We start from the raw sequence: 15,386 nt of genomic DNA, 5'->3' as shown, positions 1-15,386 counted from the left end.
TTGAGACAGAATGCCGATGAATTAACGGAGCTGGAAGGCTGACATGTCGGACGGAGCGCTCGATCGCCTGGATCTTTCAATCCTCGAAGCCCTGCAGGAAAACGCGCGGATGCCGCTGTCCGAAGTGGGGCGGCGCATCGGGCTGTCCCAGCCTGCCACCTCGGAGCGAGTCAAGCGCCTGGAAGAACGCGGCATCATCGCGGGCTACGCCGCACGGATTGACCCCGCAGCACTGGGGTTGGGAATGATGGCCATCATCCGGCTGAAAACGACTCACGAACACATCAAGCCTGCCCTGCTCGCGTTCGCCGAGATGCCGCATGTCATCGAGGTCCACCGTATGACCGGAGAGGATTGCTTCCTGCTGAAGGTACTGGTCCCGACACCCGGGCAACTGGAAACCATCATCGACGCGATCGCCCGCTTCGGTGCGGTCACGACTTCGCTGGTGCTTCGGTCCGAGCCGGTCAAGCCGCTCGGGAAAGCGCTGCTGGGTTGACGCAGGCTGTAACCCGATGGCGCATGCGGTTTTCCGTGAACGAAGCAAATTGCAGTGATCGACACAATCGGATTCACAATTAAAAATTGCCGAGTGCATTTCATCGATCCCGATCCCGTCCGTTGAAAAATGCCATCGAATTCGCTATTCGTTTTATCCGTCCCCTTCGATGCGTGAATCTAAAAAATCCCCAGTGTTTAGCACGTTCCGGCTAAAAACCTTGCAACGCATTGCATTTAAAAATTCGTCAGACTAATATCGACGCCACTTGTCCGGCATTCACAAAATGTTGAACAAGGACCGGCAATATTTTTTGCCGCGCTTTCATGTTGAATCACTCATGTTCACCACAGGAGAATTGACATGCAGGAAACCCAGCAGATCGAATTGCTTGACTGGATGCAGGAAGACACGCACCCCGAGGCCGTCGGCATGATGGTCGAGGATGCCGTGGTGCCGTTCGGCACCGCGCTCTGGCCGGTCTGAGCGGCCAGCCCGTTCTCGCGGAAGGGCCTCGGCCCTTCCGCCGTTTCCGGAGATACGCATGCTGAACCTGCACCGCGCGCTCGGCTTTCACCCCGCGCTGCGCGACAAGCTTGCGCGCGGCGACACGGGAAAACTGCTGGTTGGCTATGACACCCGCAACCGCGACATCGCGTTGCGCGCGTTTTCCGCCCTGCCCGATTCGTTCGACGCCACGACCCTCTGCCTCGAAAGCACCGCGCCCGCCGACATCGCCGCCGCGCTCGATCGCGCCGACCTGTTCGTGCTGCTGTACGACTCGTCGTGCCTGCCGACGCCGTCGCCGAGCGGGCCGCCGTTTCTCGCCGCGATCCGCCCCGCGATCGTCGAGCACTGGAGCAAGTCGGTTTTATTCAAGGATTACGGCCCGCACCTCGACGAGGCATTCGCCGAATCGCTCGACGACATCGCGGCACGCAACGGCCGGCTGATCGACGCGGCCGCGCGCGCGTCGCAGATCCGCTTCATCGACGAAGCCGGCAACACGCTGACAGGCTCGCTCGCGCCCGACCAGAAATGGACGAGCGTGGACGGGATGGGCAATCTCGACGTCGTGCCCGGCGAGATCGCGACGCACGTCACCGACCTCAACGGTTCGGTCGTGTTCAGCGGCACGTTTCTCGGCACCGTGCCGTTCGCGATCAAGTACAAGGTGGCCGAGCGGCTCGCGACGCTGCAGGTCGAGAACAGCACGATCGTCGATTTCGACAGCGACGACGCCGGCTTCCGGCGCGATTTCTCGACCTATCTCGACCGGCACGCGAATCACCGGCGGATCGAGGAATTCGGCATCGGCACGAACCTCGGGATCCGCGGCCTGTATGGCCGCAACGCAGGGTTCGAGGAACGCCATCCGGGCCTGCACCTCGGGCTCGGCGGCGGCGAAAACGGCAGCCACCATCTCGACCTGATCTTCGCGCGCGGCACGCTCGCGCTCGACGAGCGGATCGTGTTCGACGGCGCGTTCGCCGTCTGACGCAGCGGCTGCGTGCTCAGGCTTCGGCGGCCGCCGCGTCGCCGAGCCACTTGAACATCACGAGGCAGTCGACGAACCCGAGCCGCGCGTGACGGTATGCGCGCGGCAGCCGGCCGACGATTTCAAATCCCAGCTTCTGCCACAGCGCGACCGCGACCTCGTTCGTCGCGACCACCGAATTGAACTGCATCGCGAGGAAACCGCGCTCGCGCGCAACCTGCTGCGAGTGCTCGCACATCAGGCGCGCGACGCCGCGGCCGCGCGCGGCCTCGCTCACCATGTAACCGCAGTTGCACACGTGATTGCCGGGGCCCGCCGCGTTCGCCTTCAGGTAGTACGAGCCCAGCACCACGCCGTCGTCTTCGGCGATCCACGTGCTGAGCGGCGCGTCGAGCCACAGCGCGCGCGCCGCTTCGGGTGTCGGCGCCGGATCGAATGCATAGGTTTCCTGAGCAGCGACGATGGCGCGGTAGGTCGGCCAGAAGCGCGGAAAATCGTCCCCGGTCATCGGGCGAATCGTGATCATGCGGGTTCTCTCGTGAGTGGAATGTCGGCGGGCAAGCAAGCGATCGTACCGTGATTCACGGCTGGTCGCCGTCCCGTTGCGCCGCGCTGCGATACGCGCCCGGCGGCACGCCGTACCAGCGCTTGAACGCCTGCGAGAAACTCGACAGGTCGCTGAAGCCGAGCCGCTCGGCCACTTCCGCGAGCGACAGGCGCGCATCGCCGAGCAGGGTCTCGGCCATCGCGCCGCGGGCCTGCGCGAGCAGCGCGCGAAACGTCGTGCCCTCCTCCTGCAGCCGGCGCTTGAGCGTGCGCGGGCTCGTGTTCATCAGCCGCGCCATGTCCTCGAGTGAGAACGGCGCGGCGCCGGGCGTCGCGCTCAGGTACTGGCGCACCATCCCGGACGTGCCCACGCGCGCGCGGCGCGCGTCGACCAGTTGGCCGCACATCTGCTCGCACATCGACACCGTCAGCGGATTCGCGTGCGGCAGCGGCCGGTCGAGATACGCGCGATCGAATGCAAGGCTGTTCGCACGCGCCGAGAACGACGGCTCGATGCCCGCAATGTGCGGCACGGACAGCGACGGCGCACGCGCAGCCTGCACCGTGAAGCGCGACAACGCGAAAGCGTCGCCGCCGATTTCCTGCAGCAGCACGGCCGCGGCCGTCATGTCGCGTTCGACGAGGAACCGGCTCAATGCGCCATCGAGCTCCGGCGCGCCGAAATTGAGCACGCCCGTCCCGGCTTCCTCGCGGTACGTGATGACGGTGAACGCATACGTGAGCGGCAGGAAGCGCATCGCCAGCGCGAGCGCGTCGCGCGCGGTCGCGCTGGCGATCAGTCCGTAACCCCACACGCCATACGCGGAGAAGTGATAGCGCAGGCCGACCTCGAACCCGAGGCCCGGCGCACGCCCGAGCGCGCGCAGCAGGTTGCCGGTCAACCGCAGTTCCTGCGCGGCCGTCACCTCGACTTTCGGATCGTCGAGCTGCGCATCCGCGAGCCCCGTGCCGGCCAGCAGCGTCGTGTGCGGCACGCCGCGTTCGTCGCCGAAATCGACCAGCAGCCGGGCGCTGGCCGGACTCCGGGTGAAGTCCCAGAAGCTCATGCGGAGAAACCCTCGAAGCGCCGATTTGGCCCAAATACTAAAACAATTGTCCCGAAGCAGCATTGGTGTTTTCCCATGCGGCCAGCACCATCGGCGTCATCCGGTCGTCGCCCGAACGACGCCATCGCCCCAGGAGGAGACACCATGCGACCGAGTCGCCCGACCGATCCCGCCGCCCGCTTCGCATGCCGGCGCGCGGCCTTCGCCCGCGACCGCGCGCCGACGCGTATCGCCTGATCCATCGACTATCGAAGAAGGAGACGAGTCCATGAGCAAGACTTTCGATTACATCGTCGTCGGCGGCGGTTCGGGCGGCTGCGTCGTCGCGGGGCGGCTGACCGAGGACCCGGCCGTGACCGTGTGCGTGCTCGAGGCCGGCGGCCGCGGCGACGGCACGCTCGTCAACGTGCCGACCGGCGTGGTCGCGATGCTGCCGACCCGCGTGAACAACTGGGCCTTCGACACGGTGCCGCAGCCGGGGCTCGGCGGGCGCATCGGCTACCAGCCGCGCGGCAAGGCGCTCGGCGGGTCGTCGGCCATCAACGCGATGGTCTATATCCGCGGCCATCGCGTCGACTACGACGGCTGGGCCGCGCTCGGCAACGAAGGCTGGGCCTTCGACGACGTGCTGCCGTACTTCCGCCTGAGCGAACACAACGAGCGCTTCGACGATGCGTGGCACGGTCGCGACGGCCCGCTGTGGGTCAGCGACCTGCGCACCGGCAACCCGTTCCATGCACGCTATCTGGAAGCCGCGCAACAGGCCGGCCTGCCGCTCACCGACGATTTCAACGGCGCGCAGCAGGAAGGTATCGGCCTCTACCAGGTCACGCAGAAGCACGGCGAACGATGGAGCGCGGCGCGCGCGTACCTGCTGCCGCACGTCGGCCGCCGCGACAACCTGACGGTCGAGACGCACGCACAGGTGCTGCGCATCCTGTTCGACGGCACGCGCGCCGTCGGCGTCGAAGTGCGGCAGCACGGCGAAGTCCGCACGCTGCGCGCGCGGCGCGAAATCGTGCTCGCGGCCGGCGCGCTGCAGACGCCGCAGTTGCTGATGCTGTCGGGCGTCGGCCCGGGCCGCGAGCTCCAGCAGCGCGGCATCGCCGTGCATGCCGACCTGCCCGGCGTCGGCCGCAACCTGCAGGATCATCCGGATTTCATTCTCGGCTACCGCTCGCGCAGCGTCGACACGATGGGCGTGTCCGCACGCGGCGGCCTGCGAATGCTGCGCGAGCTCGCGCGCTTTCGCCGCGAACGGCGCGGGATGCTGACGTCGAACTTCGCGGAAGGCGGCGGCTTCCTGAAGACGCGCGCCGGCCTCGACGCGCCGGACATCCAGCTGCACTTCGTCGTCGCGCTTGTCGACGATCATGCGCGCAAGCTGCATGCCGGCCACGGGCTGTCGTGCCATGTGTGCCTGCTGCGGCCGCGCAGCCGCGGCTCGGTCACGCTGAACAGCACCGATCCGCTCGCGGCGCCGCGCATCGACCCCGCGTTCTTCGACGATCCGCGCGACCTCGACGACATGGTCGCGGGCTTCCGGCTCACGCGCCGGCTGATGGAGGCACCGGCGCTCGCCGGCTGGATCACGCGCGACCTGTTCACCGCGAACGTCACGACCGACGACGAGATCCGCGACGTGCTGCGGCGCCGCGCCGACACCGTGTATCACCCGGTCGGCACGTGCCGGATGGGCCACGACGCGCTCGCCGTCGTCGACCCGCAACTGCGCGTGCACGGCCTGCAGGGGCTGCGCATCGTCGATGCGTCCGTGATGCCGACGCTCATCGGCGGCAACACCAACGCGCCGACGATCATGATCGCCGAGAAGGCCGTCGACCTGATCCGCGGCGTACGCCGCGCGCCCGCGCGGCCGCATGCCGAGACCGTCAGTACGCCGATGGATCGCGACACCGCTCTTGCGTCGTGCGCCGCGCACGATGCCGTCCAGCCGGAGGAAACCCGCCATGTCGTCGCCTGACACTTCCCGTCCCGCCGGCTCCGCCGCACCGCTTGCAGCGATCATCATCGGTGCGGGCTTTGCCGGCATCGGGATGGCGGTCGCGCTGCAACGTGCCGGCATTCACGATTTCGTGATCGTCGAACGCTCGCATGACGTCGGCGGCGTGTGGCGCGACAACCGCTACCCGGGCGCCGCGTGCGACGTGCCCTCGCACCTGTACTCGTTCTCGTTCGAACCCAATCCGGCATGGTCGCGCGTCTTCGCGCCGCAGCCCGAAATCCATGCGTACCTGCAGCATTGCGCGCGCAAGTACAGCCTCGCGCGCCATCTGCGCTTCGGCGCCGAAGTCGAGCTCGCCCGCTACGACGAAGCCGCTGCGCTGTGGCGCGTCACGCTCGCCGACGGCACGACGCTCAACGCCGCCGTGCTCGTCAGCGGCACCGGCCAGTTGAGCCGCCCGGCGATGCCCGACCTGCCCGGCATCGACGCGTTTCGCGGCCGCGCGTTCCACTCCGCGCACTGGGATCACGACTATCCGCTCGCCGGCAAGCGCGTGGCCGTGGTCGGCACCGGCGCGTCGGCGATCCAGTTCGTCCCGGCAATCGCCGGCGACGTGCGGCATCTCGCCGTGTTCCAGCGGTCGCCCGCCTACGTGATGCCGCGCCCCGACCGCGCGTACCGCCCGTGGGAGAAGGCGTTGTTCCGCCGGTTGCCGTGGGCGATGAAGCTGCACCGAGCATCGATCTACCTGCGCTACGAAGCGCGTGCGATCGCGTTCACGCGCCTGCACGGGTTGATGAACGTCGCGGTCGGCCGGCCGTTCCGCAAGCTGCTCGCGCGCGACGTGCCGGACGCCGCGCTACGAGCCCGGCTCACGCCCGACTACCCGATCGGCTGCAAGCGCATCCTGCTGTCGAGCGACTACCTCGCCGCGATGAGCCGCGACAATGTCGAACTCGTCACGCAGCGGATCCGGCGCGTGACCGAGGACGGCATCGAGACCGTCGACGGCGTGCATCATCCGGTCGACGCGATCGTCTACGGCACCGGGTTCGCGGCGACCGAGTTCCTGTCGCCGATGCGCATCACGGGCCGCGACGGGCTCGACCTGAACGACGCATGGCGACGCGGCGCGCAGGCGTATCTCGGGCTCACCGTGCCCGGCTTCCCGAACTTCTTCATGCTGTACGGCCCGAACACCAACCTCGGCCACAACTCGATCGTCTACATGCTCGAAAGCCAGATCGCGCACGTGATGCGCTGCGTGCAGACGATGCGTCGCGACGGCGCACGCGAGATCGACGTCGACGCGCGCCGCTACCGGCGCTTCAACGCACATGTGCAGCAGCGGCTCGAAGGGTCGGTATGGAGCAGTTGCAAGAGCTGGTACGTCGATGCATCGGGGCACAACAGCACGAACTGGCCGGGCTTCACGCTGACCTACCGGTGGATCACGCGCTTCACCGGGCTGTCCGCGTACCGCTTCACGCATCCGCTGCCCGAGTGCGCCGCACCGACGCACGGCGTGGTGGTCGCGCCGCCCGCCGGCGGGCTCGAGGCGCTCGCCGCCGCGTCGCTGCGCGGCTTCCTGCGCGTGGCGTTCCGGCCGCTGATCGGGCCGCCGTTCGGCGCGCGCATGCAGCGCCGCGTCGTCGCGCTGCTGTCGCCGCTGATGCCGGGCGCGGGCGGCACGCTGCGCTACGGCACGTCCGCGCATCGCGTGCCGGTCGAAGTGGTCGCGCCGAAACGCGGCGACACGGGCGGCGCGATCCTGTATCTGCACGGCGGCGCATTCTGTCTCGGCGGCCCGCATACGCATCGCGGCGTGACGACGCGGCTCGCGAACGATGCCGGCCTGCCGGTGTGGGTGCCCGATTACCGGCTGGCCCCCGAGCATCCGGGCCCGGCCGCACTCGACGATGCGCTGGTCGTGTACGACGCGATCCGCGCGCAAGGTCATGCGCCGCACCGGATCGTCATCGCGGGCGATTCGGCCGGCGGCGCGCTGGCACTCGCGCTCGCCATCGCGCTGCGCCAGCGCGGCGAGCCGGCCGCCGCCGCGCTGCTGCTGATCTCTCCCGTGACCGACCCGGCGCTCGGCGGCGCGACGCTGGCATCGCGCCGCCGCGACGATCCGATGATCCGGCGCGGCTGGCTCGAACAGGGGTTGCGCTGGTATCACGGCGCCGGTTCGGCCGCCGCGCGCGGCCCGCTCGACACCGACCTGCGCGGCCTGCCGCCGATGCTGGTCCAGGCCGGCGACCAGGAGGTGCTGCTGTCGGATGCGCAGCGGCTGGCCAGTCATGCGCAGGCGTGCGGCGTGCCGTGCCGGCTGGAGATTCATGCGGCACGCTGGCATGTGTTTCATCTGCAGGCGTTTTACCTGCGGTCGGCGCGGGATGCGCTGCGGACGCTGGCGGGGTTTGCGTCGGAACGCGTCGCCGCGACGGCGTGACGATGAACCGGCGACGCGCGAGCGCCCCGCCCGCTTGCAACGGAGCGACACCGTCTTGCGAAAACCGGTCGTTTATTTTTTTCCGGCGCACACGGCCGTCATGATCTCCCGCAAGCCCCGGCACGCCGCCGGGGCGATCCCCCCAACCTCGCGGAGACACCATGAAAAGAAGGCACACCCTCAACGCGCTTGCGCTGCTCTGTTGCGTCGGCATCCAGTGCGCGACGTCGGCGTTCGCCGACGAACCGAAGAAGGTCGCGTTCGTCGACACGGGCAACACCGGGCGCAGCGTGATGGCCGAAGCGATCGCCGGCCAGCTGATCGCGCAGCGCCACGCGCATGTCGCGGTGATCTCGCGCGCGGTCGACGAGGATCCGTATGACGAAAAGCCCGAGGAAAACGGCGTGATCCTGATGAAGCGGCGCGGCATCGACACGTCCGCGCATCGCTCGGTGCAGTTGAACGCGAACGACGTCAAGCATTCCGACGTGCTCCTGACGATGACCGACAAGCACAAGGAGAAGGTGCTGGCGCTCTACCCGTCGGCCGCCGGCAAGGTGTTCACGCTCGCCGAGTATGCGACCGGGAAGCACCTCGACGTGCCCGACGCATGGGGCAAGCCGATCGACTTCTACGAATCGGTGACCGCACAGCTCGACACGTACATCCCGGCCGCGCTCGACAAGGTCGCGACGGCCGCGCCCGCGAAGCAGTAACGCGGGGAGACCTGTCGGCCCGTAGCACGCGCCATGCGCCGGCGCCGGCGCCGACAGGTTTGCCATCCCGTCATTCCCGCTCGATTCCCCTCCCAGCGCGCGTGCCCGTCATCGCGCCATCGACACCGGCCATTCGGCCGAATCGCCACGCTACGTACCGGATGAAAGAATGATCTTCGTCCGGAAAGCCGGCTTCGCTGCCTGACACCCCGAACCGTGACGACACCGCATGCGCTGCGGCCGCAGCGCCATTGCGATCCGGACCGCCTCGTTCCAACCTCCCCTTTTTGTAGCTTATAAGTTACAATGCTATCCAAGTTCGAACTGCTTCGCTATCAGCGCGACGACGGTCGCGAGCCTTTCACCGAATGGCTGAACGCCGTGCGCGACAAGCTCGCCCAGGCACGGATTCGCGAACGCCTGCGCCGCGTGCAGACCGGCAACTTCGGCGATTGCGCGCCTGTCGGCGAAGGCGTGATCGAACTGCGCGTCCACATCGGCGCCGGCTATCGCGTGTACTTCGGCCGGCACGGCAGTGCCCTGGTGTTGCTGCTGTCCGGCGGCGACAAAGGCAGCCAGCCCGACGACATCACGCGTGCAAAGGAACATTGGTCGAACTGGAAACGGAGGCAAACATGAACAAGCTCAAAGGCGCGGTATCGCACCACGACGCGGAAGTCGCCGAACTCGGCGCCGATCGCGAACTTGCGGTGGCCTATCTGCGCGTCGCGATGGAATCGCTCGACGATCCCGACAACCGTGCGGCCGGCCTGCTCGCGCTGCGCACGGTCGCGGAAGCATACGGCGGGCTCGGCGCCGTCGCGGCCGAAGCCGGCATCAGCCGCGAATCGCTGTATCGCACGCTGTCCCCGAACGGCAACCCGACGCTGAAAACCCTGCTCGCGGTGCTCAAGACCGTTGGCCTGCGCCTGTCCGTCGTCCCCGCGCAGCCGGCGCACGCATAAACGGCGCGCGGCCCGCTCACGGCCTGACCATCCACACGAGCAGTATCTCGGCCGGCGCGGCAGCCATCCCCGCCGGCGGACGCTCGATCGTCGGCTCGACCGCCAGCGCCTGCGCGATCGCCACCGCATCGTCGATCGGCGTCGTATGCACGATCGTCATCAGCCGCGCCGGCCGGTGCAGCGTCTCGCGATACAGCGCGCCGTACCACAGCGGCCGCGTGCCGAGCGCGTCCTGCAACACGTACGGATAACGCCATAGCCGCAGCACGAGGCGGCTGTCCGGGCGGCCCGGATCGACGCGGACGAATACGCGGCGCGTGCTTTCGCCGTGCGTGTAGCGCGGCAGCACGGGCAGCGCGTCGGCTGGCGCCTGTGGCAACAGCCAGCGCAGCGCGGTGGCCGGCGACCATGGCGTCGCGCGCTGCCAGCCGGCCTGCGCGAGATGGCGATCGAGCGCGTCCGATGTCCCGCTCCATTGCAGCGGCAGGTATTCCTCGCGATCGCCGCCGATCTCGGTGCGCCGCGTCGGCACGCGCTGCCACCCGCCGCGCAGCCACTGGTCGACGGTCATCGCGACCACGTCGCCGACATGCGGGCGCGACGCGCGATCGAGCTGCCATTGCGCGGGAACCGTCCATACGCCGGCCGTCGCAAGCACGACGAGTACCGCGACAAGCGCACCCCTCGGCTGCACGTGCTCGCTCACGCGCCAGTACGCATAGGCGCCGGCGAGCAGCGCGAACCAGGCCAGCCCGAGGCTCCAGCCGCCGAGCAGCCCCGACAGCCACGTGTCGCCTACATACAGCCGCGCGAAGCCACCGAGTACGATCCACAGCACGACCGCCGTCACGACCGGGATACGCCACAGCGCGGGCCGGTCGCGCGTCAGCACCCAGCCGAGGCCGCTGCTCGCGAGGATCGCGAACGCGGCTTCGGCATCGGGCAGCGGCGCGTGCAGCGCGCCAGGCGGCAGGCTCGCGGGCGTCGCGCCGGGCACGCCCGCGCCGAACACCGGCACGAGCACAACTGCGACGCCCACCGTCACGAGCCACCACGCGGCCGTCAGCCAGCAGCGATGGATCATCAGCCAGACGAGAAACGCGGCCGCGACGATCAGCCCCGTATCGTGCCCGTGCAGCACGGCGAGCGCGCCCATCGCGGCGTCCACCGGCGGCGTGCGCAGGTTCTGGAGGAACGCATACAGCGCGATGTCCGCGTGCATCAGCGGATCGTTCGCGACGACATCCTGCACGAGGCCCGCGAACAGCCACACGCAGCCGACGAACAGCAGCGCAAGCACGGGCACCGCTCCCGGCAGGCGGCGCACGTATGCGATCGCGTCATGCAGTCGCGCACCGAACCGCGGCCAGCGGCGCGCGCATGCGTGCACGACTTCGGCGATCGCGCGACCCAGCAGCGGCCAGCCGCGCCGCAGCGCGACACGCACGCCGATCCACACGAGCACGACCAGCGCGGCGACGACCAGCAGGATCACGGCGACCCGCACGCTGATCGCCGCGGCCAGCGCGGCCGACGCGCCGAACAGGATGCCCGGCGCGACGTGCACGGGCGCCCATACGAGTGCCGAGATGACGTTGACCGGATAGAACGACCGGCGCGGCAGCCGCGCGCAGCCGACGATGACCGGTACGACCGCACGCACCGGCGCAAGGAAGCGCGCGAGCACGATGCTCTTCATGCCGTGACGCAGTACGAACTCCTCGCCGCGCGCATAGGCGGCCGCATAGCCGAAGCGCGTCCACGCGTTGCGGATCATCCCGCCGTAGCGCCGCCCGAGTTCGTAGCTGATCCCGTCGCCGACCACGGCGCCGACAGTGGCGACGCCGATCGTCGTCCATCCGTCGAGCGCGCCAGCGCCGATCAGCGCGCCGGCCGCGAACATCACGGCGCCGGCCGGTATGACCGTGCCGACCAGCGCGATCGCCTCGGCGCAGGCGGTCACGAACACGATCGCCAGCACGAGCAGCGGATGCGCGCCGATCGCGCCGATCCACGCGTGGATCGTGTCGCTCATCGCGCGCTCCACGGCGAATCAGCCCGACGTGCGAACACCGGGCCGGCAGGGGCGTGGGGAACGTTCATCGCGAGGTGTGCGCGGTCGCGCCGGCGTAAGTGGTCAATCGAACTCGTGCTGCCGCGCATCGGCCTCGAGCGGCGCGTCGTGGTAGCCGACCGTCGCGATCTCCCGCAGATAGCGTGCGAGAAACACGCCGATCGATCCGGCGGCCTCGTACTGATGCACGTGACGGAATTCATGGGTCAGCAGACGGCGCGTGTCTTGCCCGCGCAGCACATACACCGCATGGCCGAGCGTGAGCCCGATCGTCCCCGGCGACAGCAGCCCCGTGTCGCGGGCGATCGCGGCAAGCGAGGGCGTGTCGGGGAACGGCATGCGGTCGACGATCGCCACGCGAATCCGCTCCGGCTGCGCGACGCCCACCGCGCGCGCGTCGTCGGCTTGCGCCGGCGTCAGCGGCGCGCCCTGCGCGATCCCGCGCGCCGCCTCCGCTTCGGCCCATGCGACGGCGGCAGGCAGGGCGGACGGCAGGATATCGGCAAGATCGATCATCGCAGGACTCCTTGGGTGACGCAGTGGCATCGGGCACCAGTTTAGTCCCGAATCGGCACGGTTCGCGGGCGGCTCGCGTCACGCCATGCCGGCCCGCCCCGGGCTCGGCAATCACCAGGGAATACCCTGATTTACCCGCGCTTCGCATCACACCCTTTTTCATGAATTATTTCATTTCAGTACACATTCCGCGATCGGCTATCTCGAAAATTTCCCGAATGTGTACCGTTTTCGGATTCGACGGAATATATTGATCAGAAGAACCGCCGCGGCGACAACCGGACAGCATCGCGGCCTCATCCCGAAGAGGATCGCTAGATGATCAGGGTAATTCTGGCTGACGATCACGCCGTCATGCGGGACGGACTGCGTCACATCCTGGAGATGGCCGGCGGTTTCGAAATCGTCGGCGAGGCGAGCGACGGCTCGGCCACGCTCGCGCTGGCCGAGCGCGGCGCCGCCGACGTGCTGCTGCTCGACCTGTCGATGCCCGCGCCGACCGGCATCGAGCTGATCCGGCTGGTCAAGAGCCACGCGCCGTCGCTGCGCACGCTCGTGCTGACGATGCACGCGGAGGCGCAGTACGCGGCGCGCGCGTTCAAGGCCGGCGCAACCGGCTACCTGACGAAGGACAGCGCGACCGCCGAGCTCGTCGAGGCCGTCGGCAAGGTCGCGGCGGGCGGCATCTACGTGAGCTCGTCGGCGGCCGAAAGCCTCGCGCGCACGCTGCACACGCCGGCCGCAACGCTGCCGCACGAACGGCTGTCCACGCGCGAACTCGACGTGATGCGCCGCATCGTCGCGGGCCAGATCGTCACGCAGATCGCATCCGAACTCGCGCTGAGCGCGAAGACGGTCAGCACCTACAAGACACGGATCCTCGAGAAGATGGAGCTACCGCACGAAGCCGCGCTGGTCCGCTACGCGGTGCGCCACGATCTCGACCCTGGCGTCGACGGCGGCGGCGACGCATGACGGCCGCCTCCCGCTTCCCGCCCGCGCCGCCGGACGACGACGCTCCGGACGCGTCGCGCCTGTTCATGTCGTCGCTGCCGCCGGGCCGGCGCGAGCGGCGGCTCGCGCTCGCGACCGTGCTCGTGTCGGCCGTGATCTTCGCCGCGCTCGCGCCGTTCGCGGGCATGCCGCTCGCGCCGGGCTGGGCGTTCATCCCCGTGTACCAGTCGGCGATCGTCGTCAACGACATGGTGACGGCCGGCCTGTTGCTCGGCCAGTACGCGATCCTGCGCGAGAAATCGCTGCTCGTGCTCGCGGGCGGCTACCTGTTCACGGGCTTCATGGCCGGCACGCACATGCTGACCTTCCCGGGGCTGTTCGCGCCGACCGGCCTGCTCGGCGCCGGCGAACAGACCACCGCGTGGCTCTACCTGTTCTGGCACGGCGGCTTTCCGCTGGCGGTTGCCGCCTATGCGCTGCTGCGCGCGGCGTCGCGCGCGCGCCCGATCCCGGCCCCGCAGCGCCGTGCGGCGATTCCGGTGGTGCTCTGCATCACGGCTGCGATCGGCGCGACGGTCGCGCTCGCGCTGCTCGCGACCGCCGGCCACGACCTGCTGCCGCGCATCATGAACGGCAACCGGATGGCCGCGCCGATGACGAACGCGATCACGGTCGTCTGGGGGCTGAACCTCGTCGCGCTGATGCTGATGTGGCGGCAGCGTCGCCGCCACTCCGTGCTCGACCTGTGGGTGATGACCGTGCTCGTCGCGTGGCTGTTCGATATTGCGCTGTCGTCGATGCTGAATCACGGGCGCTTCGATCTCGGCTTCTATGCGGGGCGCGCGTACGGCCTCGTCGCGTCCGGCGTCGTGCTGTTCGCGATGCTGTTCGAGAATGGCCGGCTGCATGCGCAGACGGTGCGCGCGCTGGCCGGCACGCGCTACCAGCACCTGCTCGTCGCGCAAAAGAGCGCACAGTTGAACGATGCGAACGAACGGCTCGAACAGCGCGTCGCCGCGCGCACCGCGCAACTGAGCGCGTCGAACCGCGACCTGCGGCGCGAAGTCGAGGACCGCGTGCGCGCGGAGCGTGCGCTGCAGGCGTCGCGCGAGGACCTGCGCGAGATCGCCGCGATCAGTGCAAGCGCACGCGAAGCCGAGCAACGCCGCATCGCGCGCGAGCTGCACGACGAACTCGCGCAGACGCTCGCGACGCTGAAGAACGATCTCGAATGGCTGATCGATCGCGTGCCGCAGGACGACGCGCTGCTGGCGCGCAAGATCGCGGCGATGCACATGCAGGCGCGCGGCGCGGTGGCCGCGACGCGCCGCATCGCGTCGGACCTGCGCCCGCTGATGCTCGACGATCTCGGCTTCGCCGCGGCGATGCAATGGCTCGTGGAGGATTTCCGGCACCGTCACGGCATCGCGTGCGAGCTGCACGTCGACCCGACCGAGCTGCAGCTCGACGAGCCGTACGCGACGGCCGTGTTCCGGATCGCTCAGGAAGCGCTCGCGAACGTCGCGCGGCACGCGGCCGCGTCGCATGCGGACGTGGACCTCGTGTGCGGGGACGATGCGATCGCGCTGACGATTCGCGACGACGGCGCGGGATTCGATCCCGGCATGCCGCGCAAGTCGGGATCGTTCGGGCTGGTCGGTTTGCGCGAGCGCGCGTATCTCGTCGGCGGCACGCTGCAGATCACGACGACGCTCGGCGAGGGCACGACGGTCGAGGTCGAGATTCCGCTGTCGCGCACGCCTGTCGCGGTCGCGCATGGCGAGGACGGGGTTTCGCGGGGGTAGTTTGGGAGATTGCGGTGGTGCGGGCGGGTGTCGAAGACTTAATCGGCCGCCTTCGTCGCGCGTGCCGCTTTCAGCATGCGCTGGAGTTCTGCCTGGACGTTTGCAGCATCGACGTATTCGCCGGTCCGCCGCGCGTCGTCGCGCGATGCCAGGCCACGCGCAACAAACTCGCGCTGCACGCGTCGACGCGAAATGCCATCGCACAACCGATTCATCGTCGTCATTTTCATTGCACGCTCCATACGTCGCATATGCAACGCATGGTAGCGCATCGGCACGATGCGCAAAGGGTCGGCCTGCTGACCGCGATGCATCTGCTGCCCGG

Annotated in this window: 15 protein-coding genes; 10 read left to right on the top strand and 5 right to left on the bottom strand. The window is 68.8% G+C overall.

What is annotated here, in order from left to right:
- Positions 1–43: 43 nt before the first annotated feature.
- The 3 genes from BFF94_RS00345 to BFF94_RS00340 all read left to right on the top strand — a co-directional run bounded on the left by BFF94_RS00345 (position 44) and on the right by BFF94_RS00340 (position 1,997).
- Positions 44–499, top strand: coding sequence for an Lrp/AsnC family transcriptional regulator (locus BFF94_RS00345; RefSeq protein WP_128841813.1), 456 nt, complete (start codon positions 44–46; stop codon positions 497–499).
- A gap of 363 nt (positions 500–862) precedes the next feature.
- Positions 863–985, top strand: a complete 123-nt coding sequence (locus BFF94_RS38160) for a hypothetical protein (protein ID WP_258283087.1) — start codon at positions 863–865, stop codon at positions 983–985.
- A gap of 58 nt (positions 986–1,043) precedes the next feature.
- Positions 1,044–1,997, top strand: coding sequence for a M29 family metallopeptidase (locus BFF94_RS00340; protein ID WP_128841812.1), 954 nt, complete (start codon positions 1,044–1,046; stop codon positions 1,995–1,997).
- 16 nt (positions 1,998–2,013) lie between these two features.
- On the opposite strand, the gene BFF94_RS00335 is transcribed toward BFF94_RS00340, so the two are convergent.
- Both BFF94_RS00335 and BFF94_RS00330 read right to left on the bottom strand, forming a co-directional pair.
- A complete protein-coding gene (locus BFF94_RS00335; protein ID WP_128841811.1) occupies positions 2,014–2,523 on the bottom strand; it encodes a GNAT family N-acetyltransferase in 510 nt (169 codons plus the stop codon).
- A 55-nt stretch (positions 2,524–2,578) separates the two neighbouring features.
- Entirely contained in the window at positions 2,579–3,610 is a 1,032-nt protein-coding gene (locus BFF94_RS00330; protein ID WP_128841810.1) for an AraC family transcriptional regulator, read from the bottom strand.
- 268 nt (positions 3,611–3,878) lie between these two features.
- Between BFF94_RS00330 and BFF94_RS00325 the strand changes: the two genes are divergently transcribed.
- From BFF94_RS00325 to BFF94_RS00305, 5 genes are all read left to right on the top strand, one after another.
- On the top strand, positions 3,879–5,594 hold the full coding sequence (locus tag BFF94_RS00325) for a GMC family oxidoreductase (protein WP_128841809.1): 1,716 nt from the start codon (positions 3,879–3,881) through the stop codon (positions 5,592–5,594).
- The gene (locus tag BFF94_RS00320) at positions 5,581–8,031 is read left to right on the top strand and encodes a flavin-containing monooxygenase (protein WP_219138815.1); all 2,451 of its coding nucleotides are present in this window, start codon (positions 5,581–5,583) and stop codon (positions 8,029–8,031) included. Before BFF94_RS00325 ends, BFF94_RS00320 begins: the two co-directional genes overlap by 14 nt.
- A 161-nt stretch (positions 8,032–8,192) precedes the next feature.
- Positions 8,193–8,747, top strand: a complete 555-nt coding sequence (locus tag BFF94_RS00315) for an arsenate reductase/protein-tyrosine-phosphatase family protein (protein WP_128841808.1) — start codon at positions 8,193–8,195, stop codon at positions 8,745–8,747.
- 306 nt (positions 8,748–9,053) lie between these two features.
- Positions 9,054–9,386 (top strand): type II toxin-antitoxin system RelE/ParE family toxin, encoded by a 333-nt coding sequence (locus tag BFF94_RS00310; RefSeq protein WP_128841807.1) that lies wholly within the window; start codon positions 9,054–9,056, stop codon positions 9,384–9,386.
- Positions 9,383–9,712, top strand: a complete 330-nt coding sequence (locus BFF94_RS00305) for a helix-turn-helix domain-containing transcriptional regulator (protein ID WP_047901651.1) — start codon at positions 9,383–9,385, stop codon at positions 9,710–9,712. Before BFF94_RS00310 ends, BFF94_RS00305 begins: the two co-directional genes overlap by 4 nt.
- Positions 9,713–9,728: 16 nt before the next feature.
- Here the strand turns inward: BFF94_RS00305 and BFF94_RS00300 are convergent, their stop codons facing one another.
- A complete protein-coding gene (locus tag BFF94_RS00300; protein WP_219138814.1) occupies positions 9,729–11,747 on the bottom strand; it encodes a VTT domain-containing protein in 2,019 nt (672 codons plus the stop codon).
- Positions 11,748–11,849: 102 nt separating this feature from the next.
- Positions 11,850–12,302 (bottom strand): hypothetical protein, encoded by a 453-nt coding sequence (locus tag BFF94_RS00295; RefSeq protein ID WP_219138812.1) that lies wholly within the window; start codon positions 12,300–12,302, stop codon positions 11,850–11,852.
- A gap of 318 nt (positions 12,303–12,620) precedes the next feature.
- Here BFF94_RS00295 and BFF94_RS00290 point away from each other — a divergent pair, with 318 nt between their 5' ends.
- Positions 12,621–13,277 (top strand): response regulator, encoded by a 657-nt coding sequence (locus BFF94_RS00290; RefSeq protein WP_128844467.1) that lies wholly within the window; start codon positions 12,621–12,623, stop codon positions 13,275–13,277.
- Positions 13,274–15,061, top strand: a complete 1,788-nt coding sequence (locus tag BFF94_RS00285) for a sensor histidine kinase (protein ID WP_128844465.1) — start codon at positions 13,274–13,276, stop codon at positions 15,059–15,061. The genes BFF94_RS00290 and BFF94_RS00285 overlap by 4 nt, the downstream gene beginning before the upstream one ends.
- A gap of 38 nt (positions 15,062–15,099) precedes the next feature.
- On the opposite strand, the gene BFF94_RS00280 is transcribed toward BFF94_RS00285, so the two are convergent.
- Entirely contained in the window at positions 15,100–15,291 is a 192-nt protein-coding gene (locus BFF94_RS00280; protein ID WP_281426080.1) for a hypothetical protein, read from the bottom strand.
- Positions 15,292–15,386 lie beyond the last annotated feature (95 nt).

This window comes from Burkholderia catarinensis (assembly GCF_001883705.2).
GTDB lineage: Bacteria > Pseudomonadota > Gammaproteobacteria > Burkholderiales > Burkholderiaceae > Burkholderia > Burkholderia catarinensis.
Note: the sequence above shows the minus strand (reverse complement) of the source record. Positions and strands in the feature narration are given on the sequence as shown.

Excerpts from the sequence above, each read along its gene's own strand:
- BFF94_RS00310 (WP_128841807.1), top strand. The coding sequence starts at position 9,054 with ATGCTATCCAAGTTCGAACTGCTTCGCTATCAGCGCGACGACGGTCGC.
- BFF94_RS00335 (WP_128841811.1), bottom strand. The coding sequence starts at position 2,523 with ATGATCACGATTCGCCCGATGACCGGGGACGATTTTCCGCGCTTCTGG.
- BFF94_RS00325 (WP_128841809.1), top strand. The coding sequence starts at position 3,879 with ATGAGCAAGACTTTCGATTACATCGTCGTCGGCGGCGGTTCGGGCGGC.
- BFF94_RS00285 (WP_128844465.1), top strand. The coding sequence starts at position 13,274 with ATGACGGCCGCCTCCCGCTTCCCGCCCGCGCCGCCGGACGACGACGCT.
- BFF94_RS00280 (WP_281426080.1), bottom strand. The coding sequence starts at position 15,291 with ATGAAAATGACGACGATGAATCGGTTGTGCGATGGCATTTCGCGTCGA.
- BFF94_RS00330 (WP_128841810.1), bottom strand. The coding sequence starts at position 3,610 with ATGAGCTTCTGGGACTTCACCCGGAGTCCGGCCAGCGCCCGGCTGCTG.
- BFF94_RS00300 (WP_219138814.1), bottom strand. The coding sequence starts at position 11,747 with ATGAGCGACACGATCCACGCGTGGATCGGCGCGATCGGCGCGCATCCG.
- BFF94_RS00320 (WP_219138815.1), top strand. The coding sequence starts at position 5,581 with ATGTCGTCGCCTGACACTTCCCGTCCCGCCGGCTCCGCCGCACCGCTT.
- BFF94_RS00290 (WP_128844467.1), top strand. The coding sequence starts at position 12,621 with ATGATCAGGGTAATTCTGGCTGACGATCACGCCGTCATGCGGGACGGA.
- BFF94_RS00345 (WP_128841813.1), top strand. The coding sequence starts at position 44 with ATGTCGGACGGAGCGCTCGATCGCCTGGATCTTTCAATCCTCGAAGCC.
- BFF94_RS00315 (WP_128841808.1), top strand. The coding sequence starts at position 8,193 with ATGAAAAGAAGGCACACCCTCAACGCGCTTGCGCTGCTCTGTTGCGTC.
- BFF94_RS38160 (WP_258283087.1), top strand. The coding sequence starts at position 863 with ATGCAGGAAACCCAGCAGATCGAATTGCTTGACTGGATGCAGGAAGAC.
- BFF94_RS00305 (WP_047901651.1), top strand. The coding sequence starts at position 9,383 with ATGAACAAGCTCAAAGGCGCGGTATCGCACCACGACGCGGAAGTCGCC.
- BFF94_RS00340 (WP_128841812.1), top strand. The coding sequence starts at position 1,044 with ATGCTGAACCTGCACCGCGCGCTCGGCTTTCACCCCGCGCTGCGCGAC.
- BFF94_RS00295 (WP_219138812.1), bottom strand. The coding sequence starts at position 12,302 with ATGATCGATCTTGCCGATATCCTGCCGTCCGCCCTGCCTGCCGCCGTC.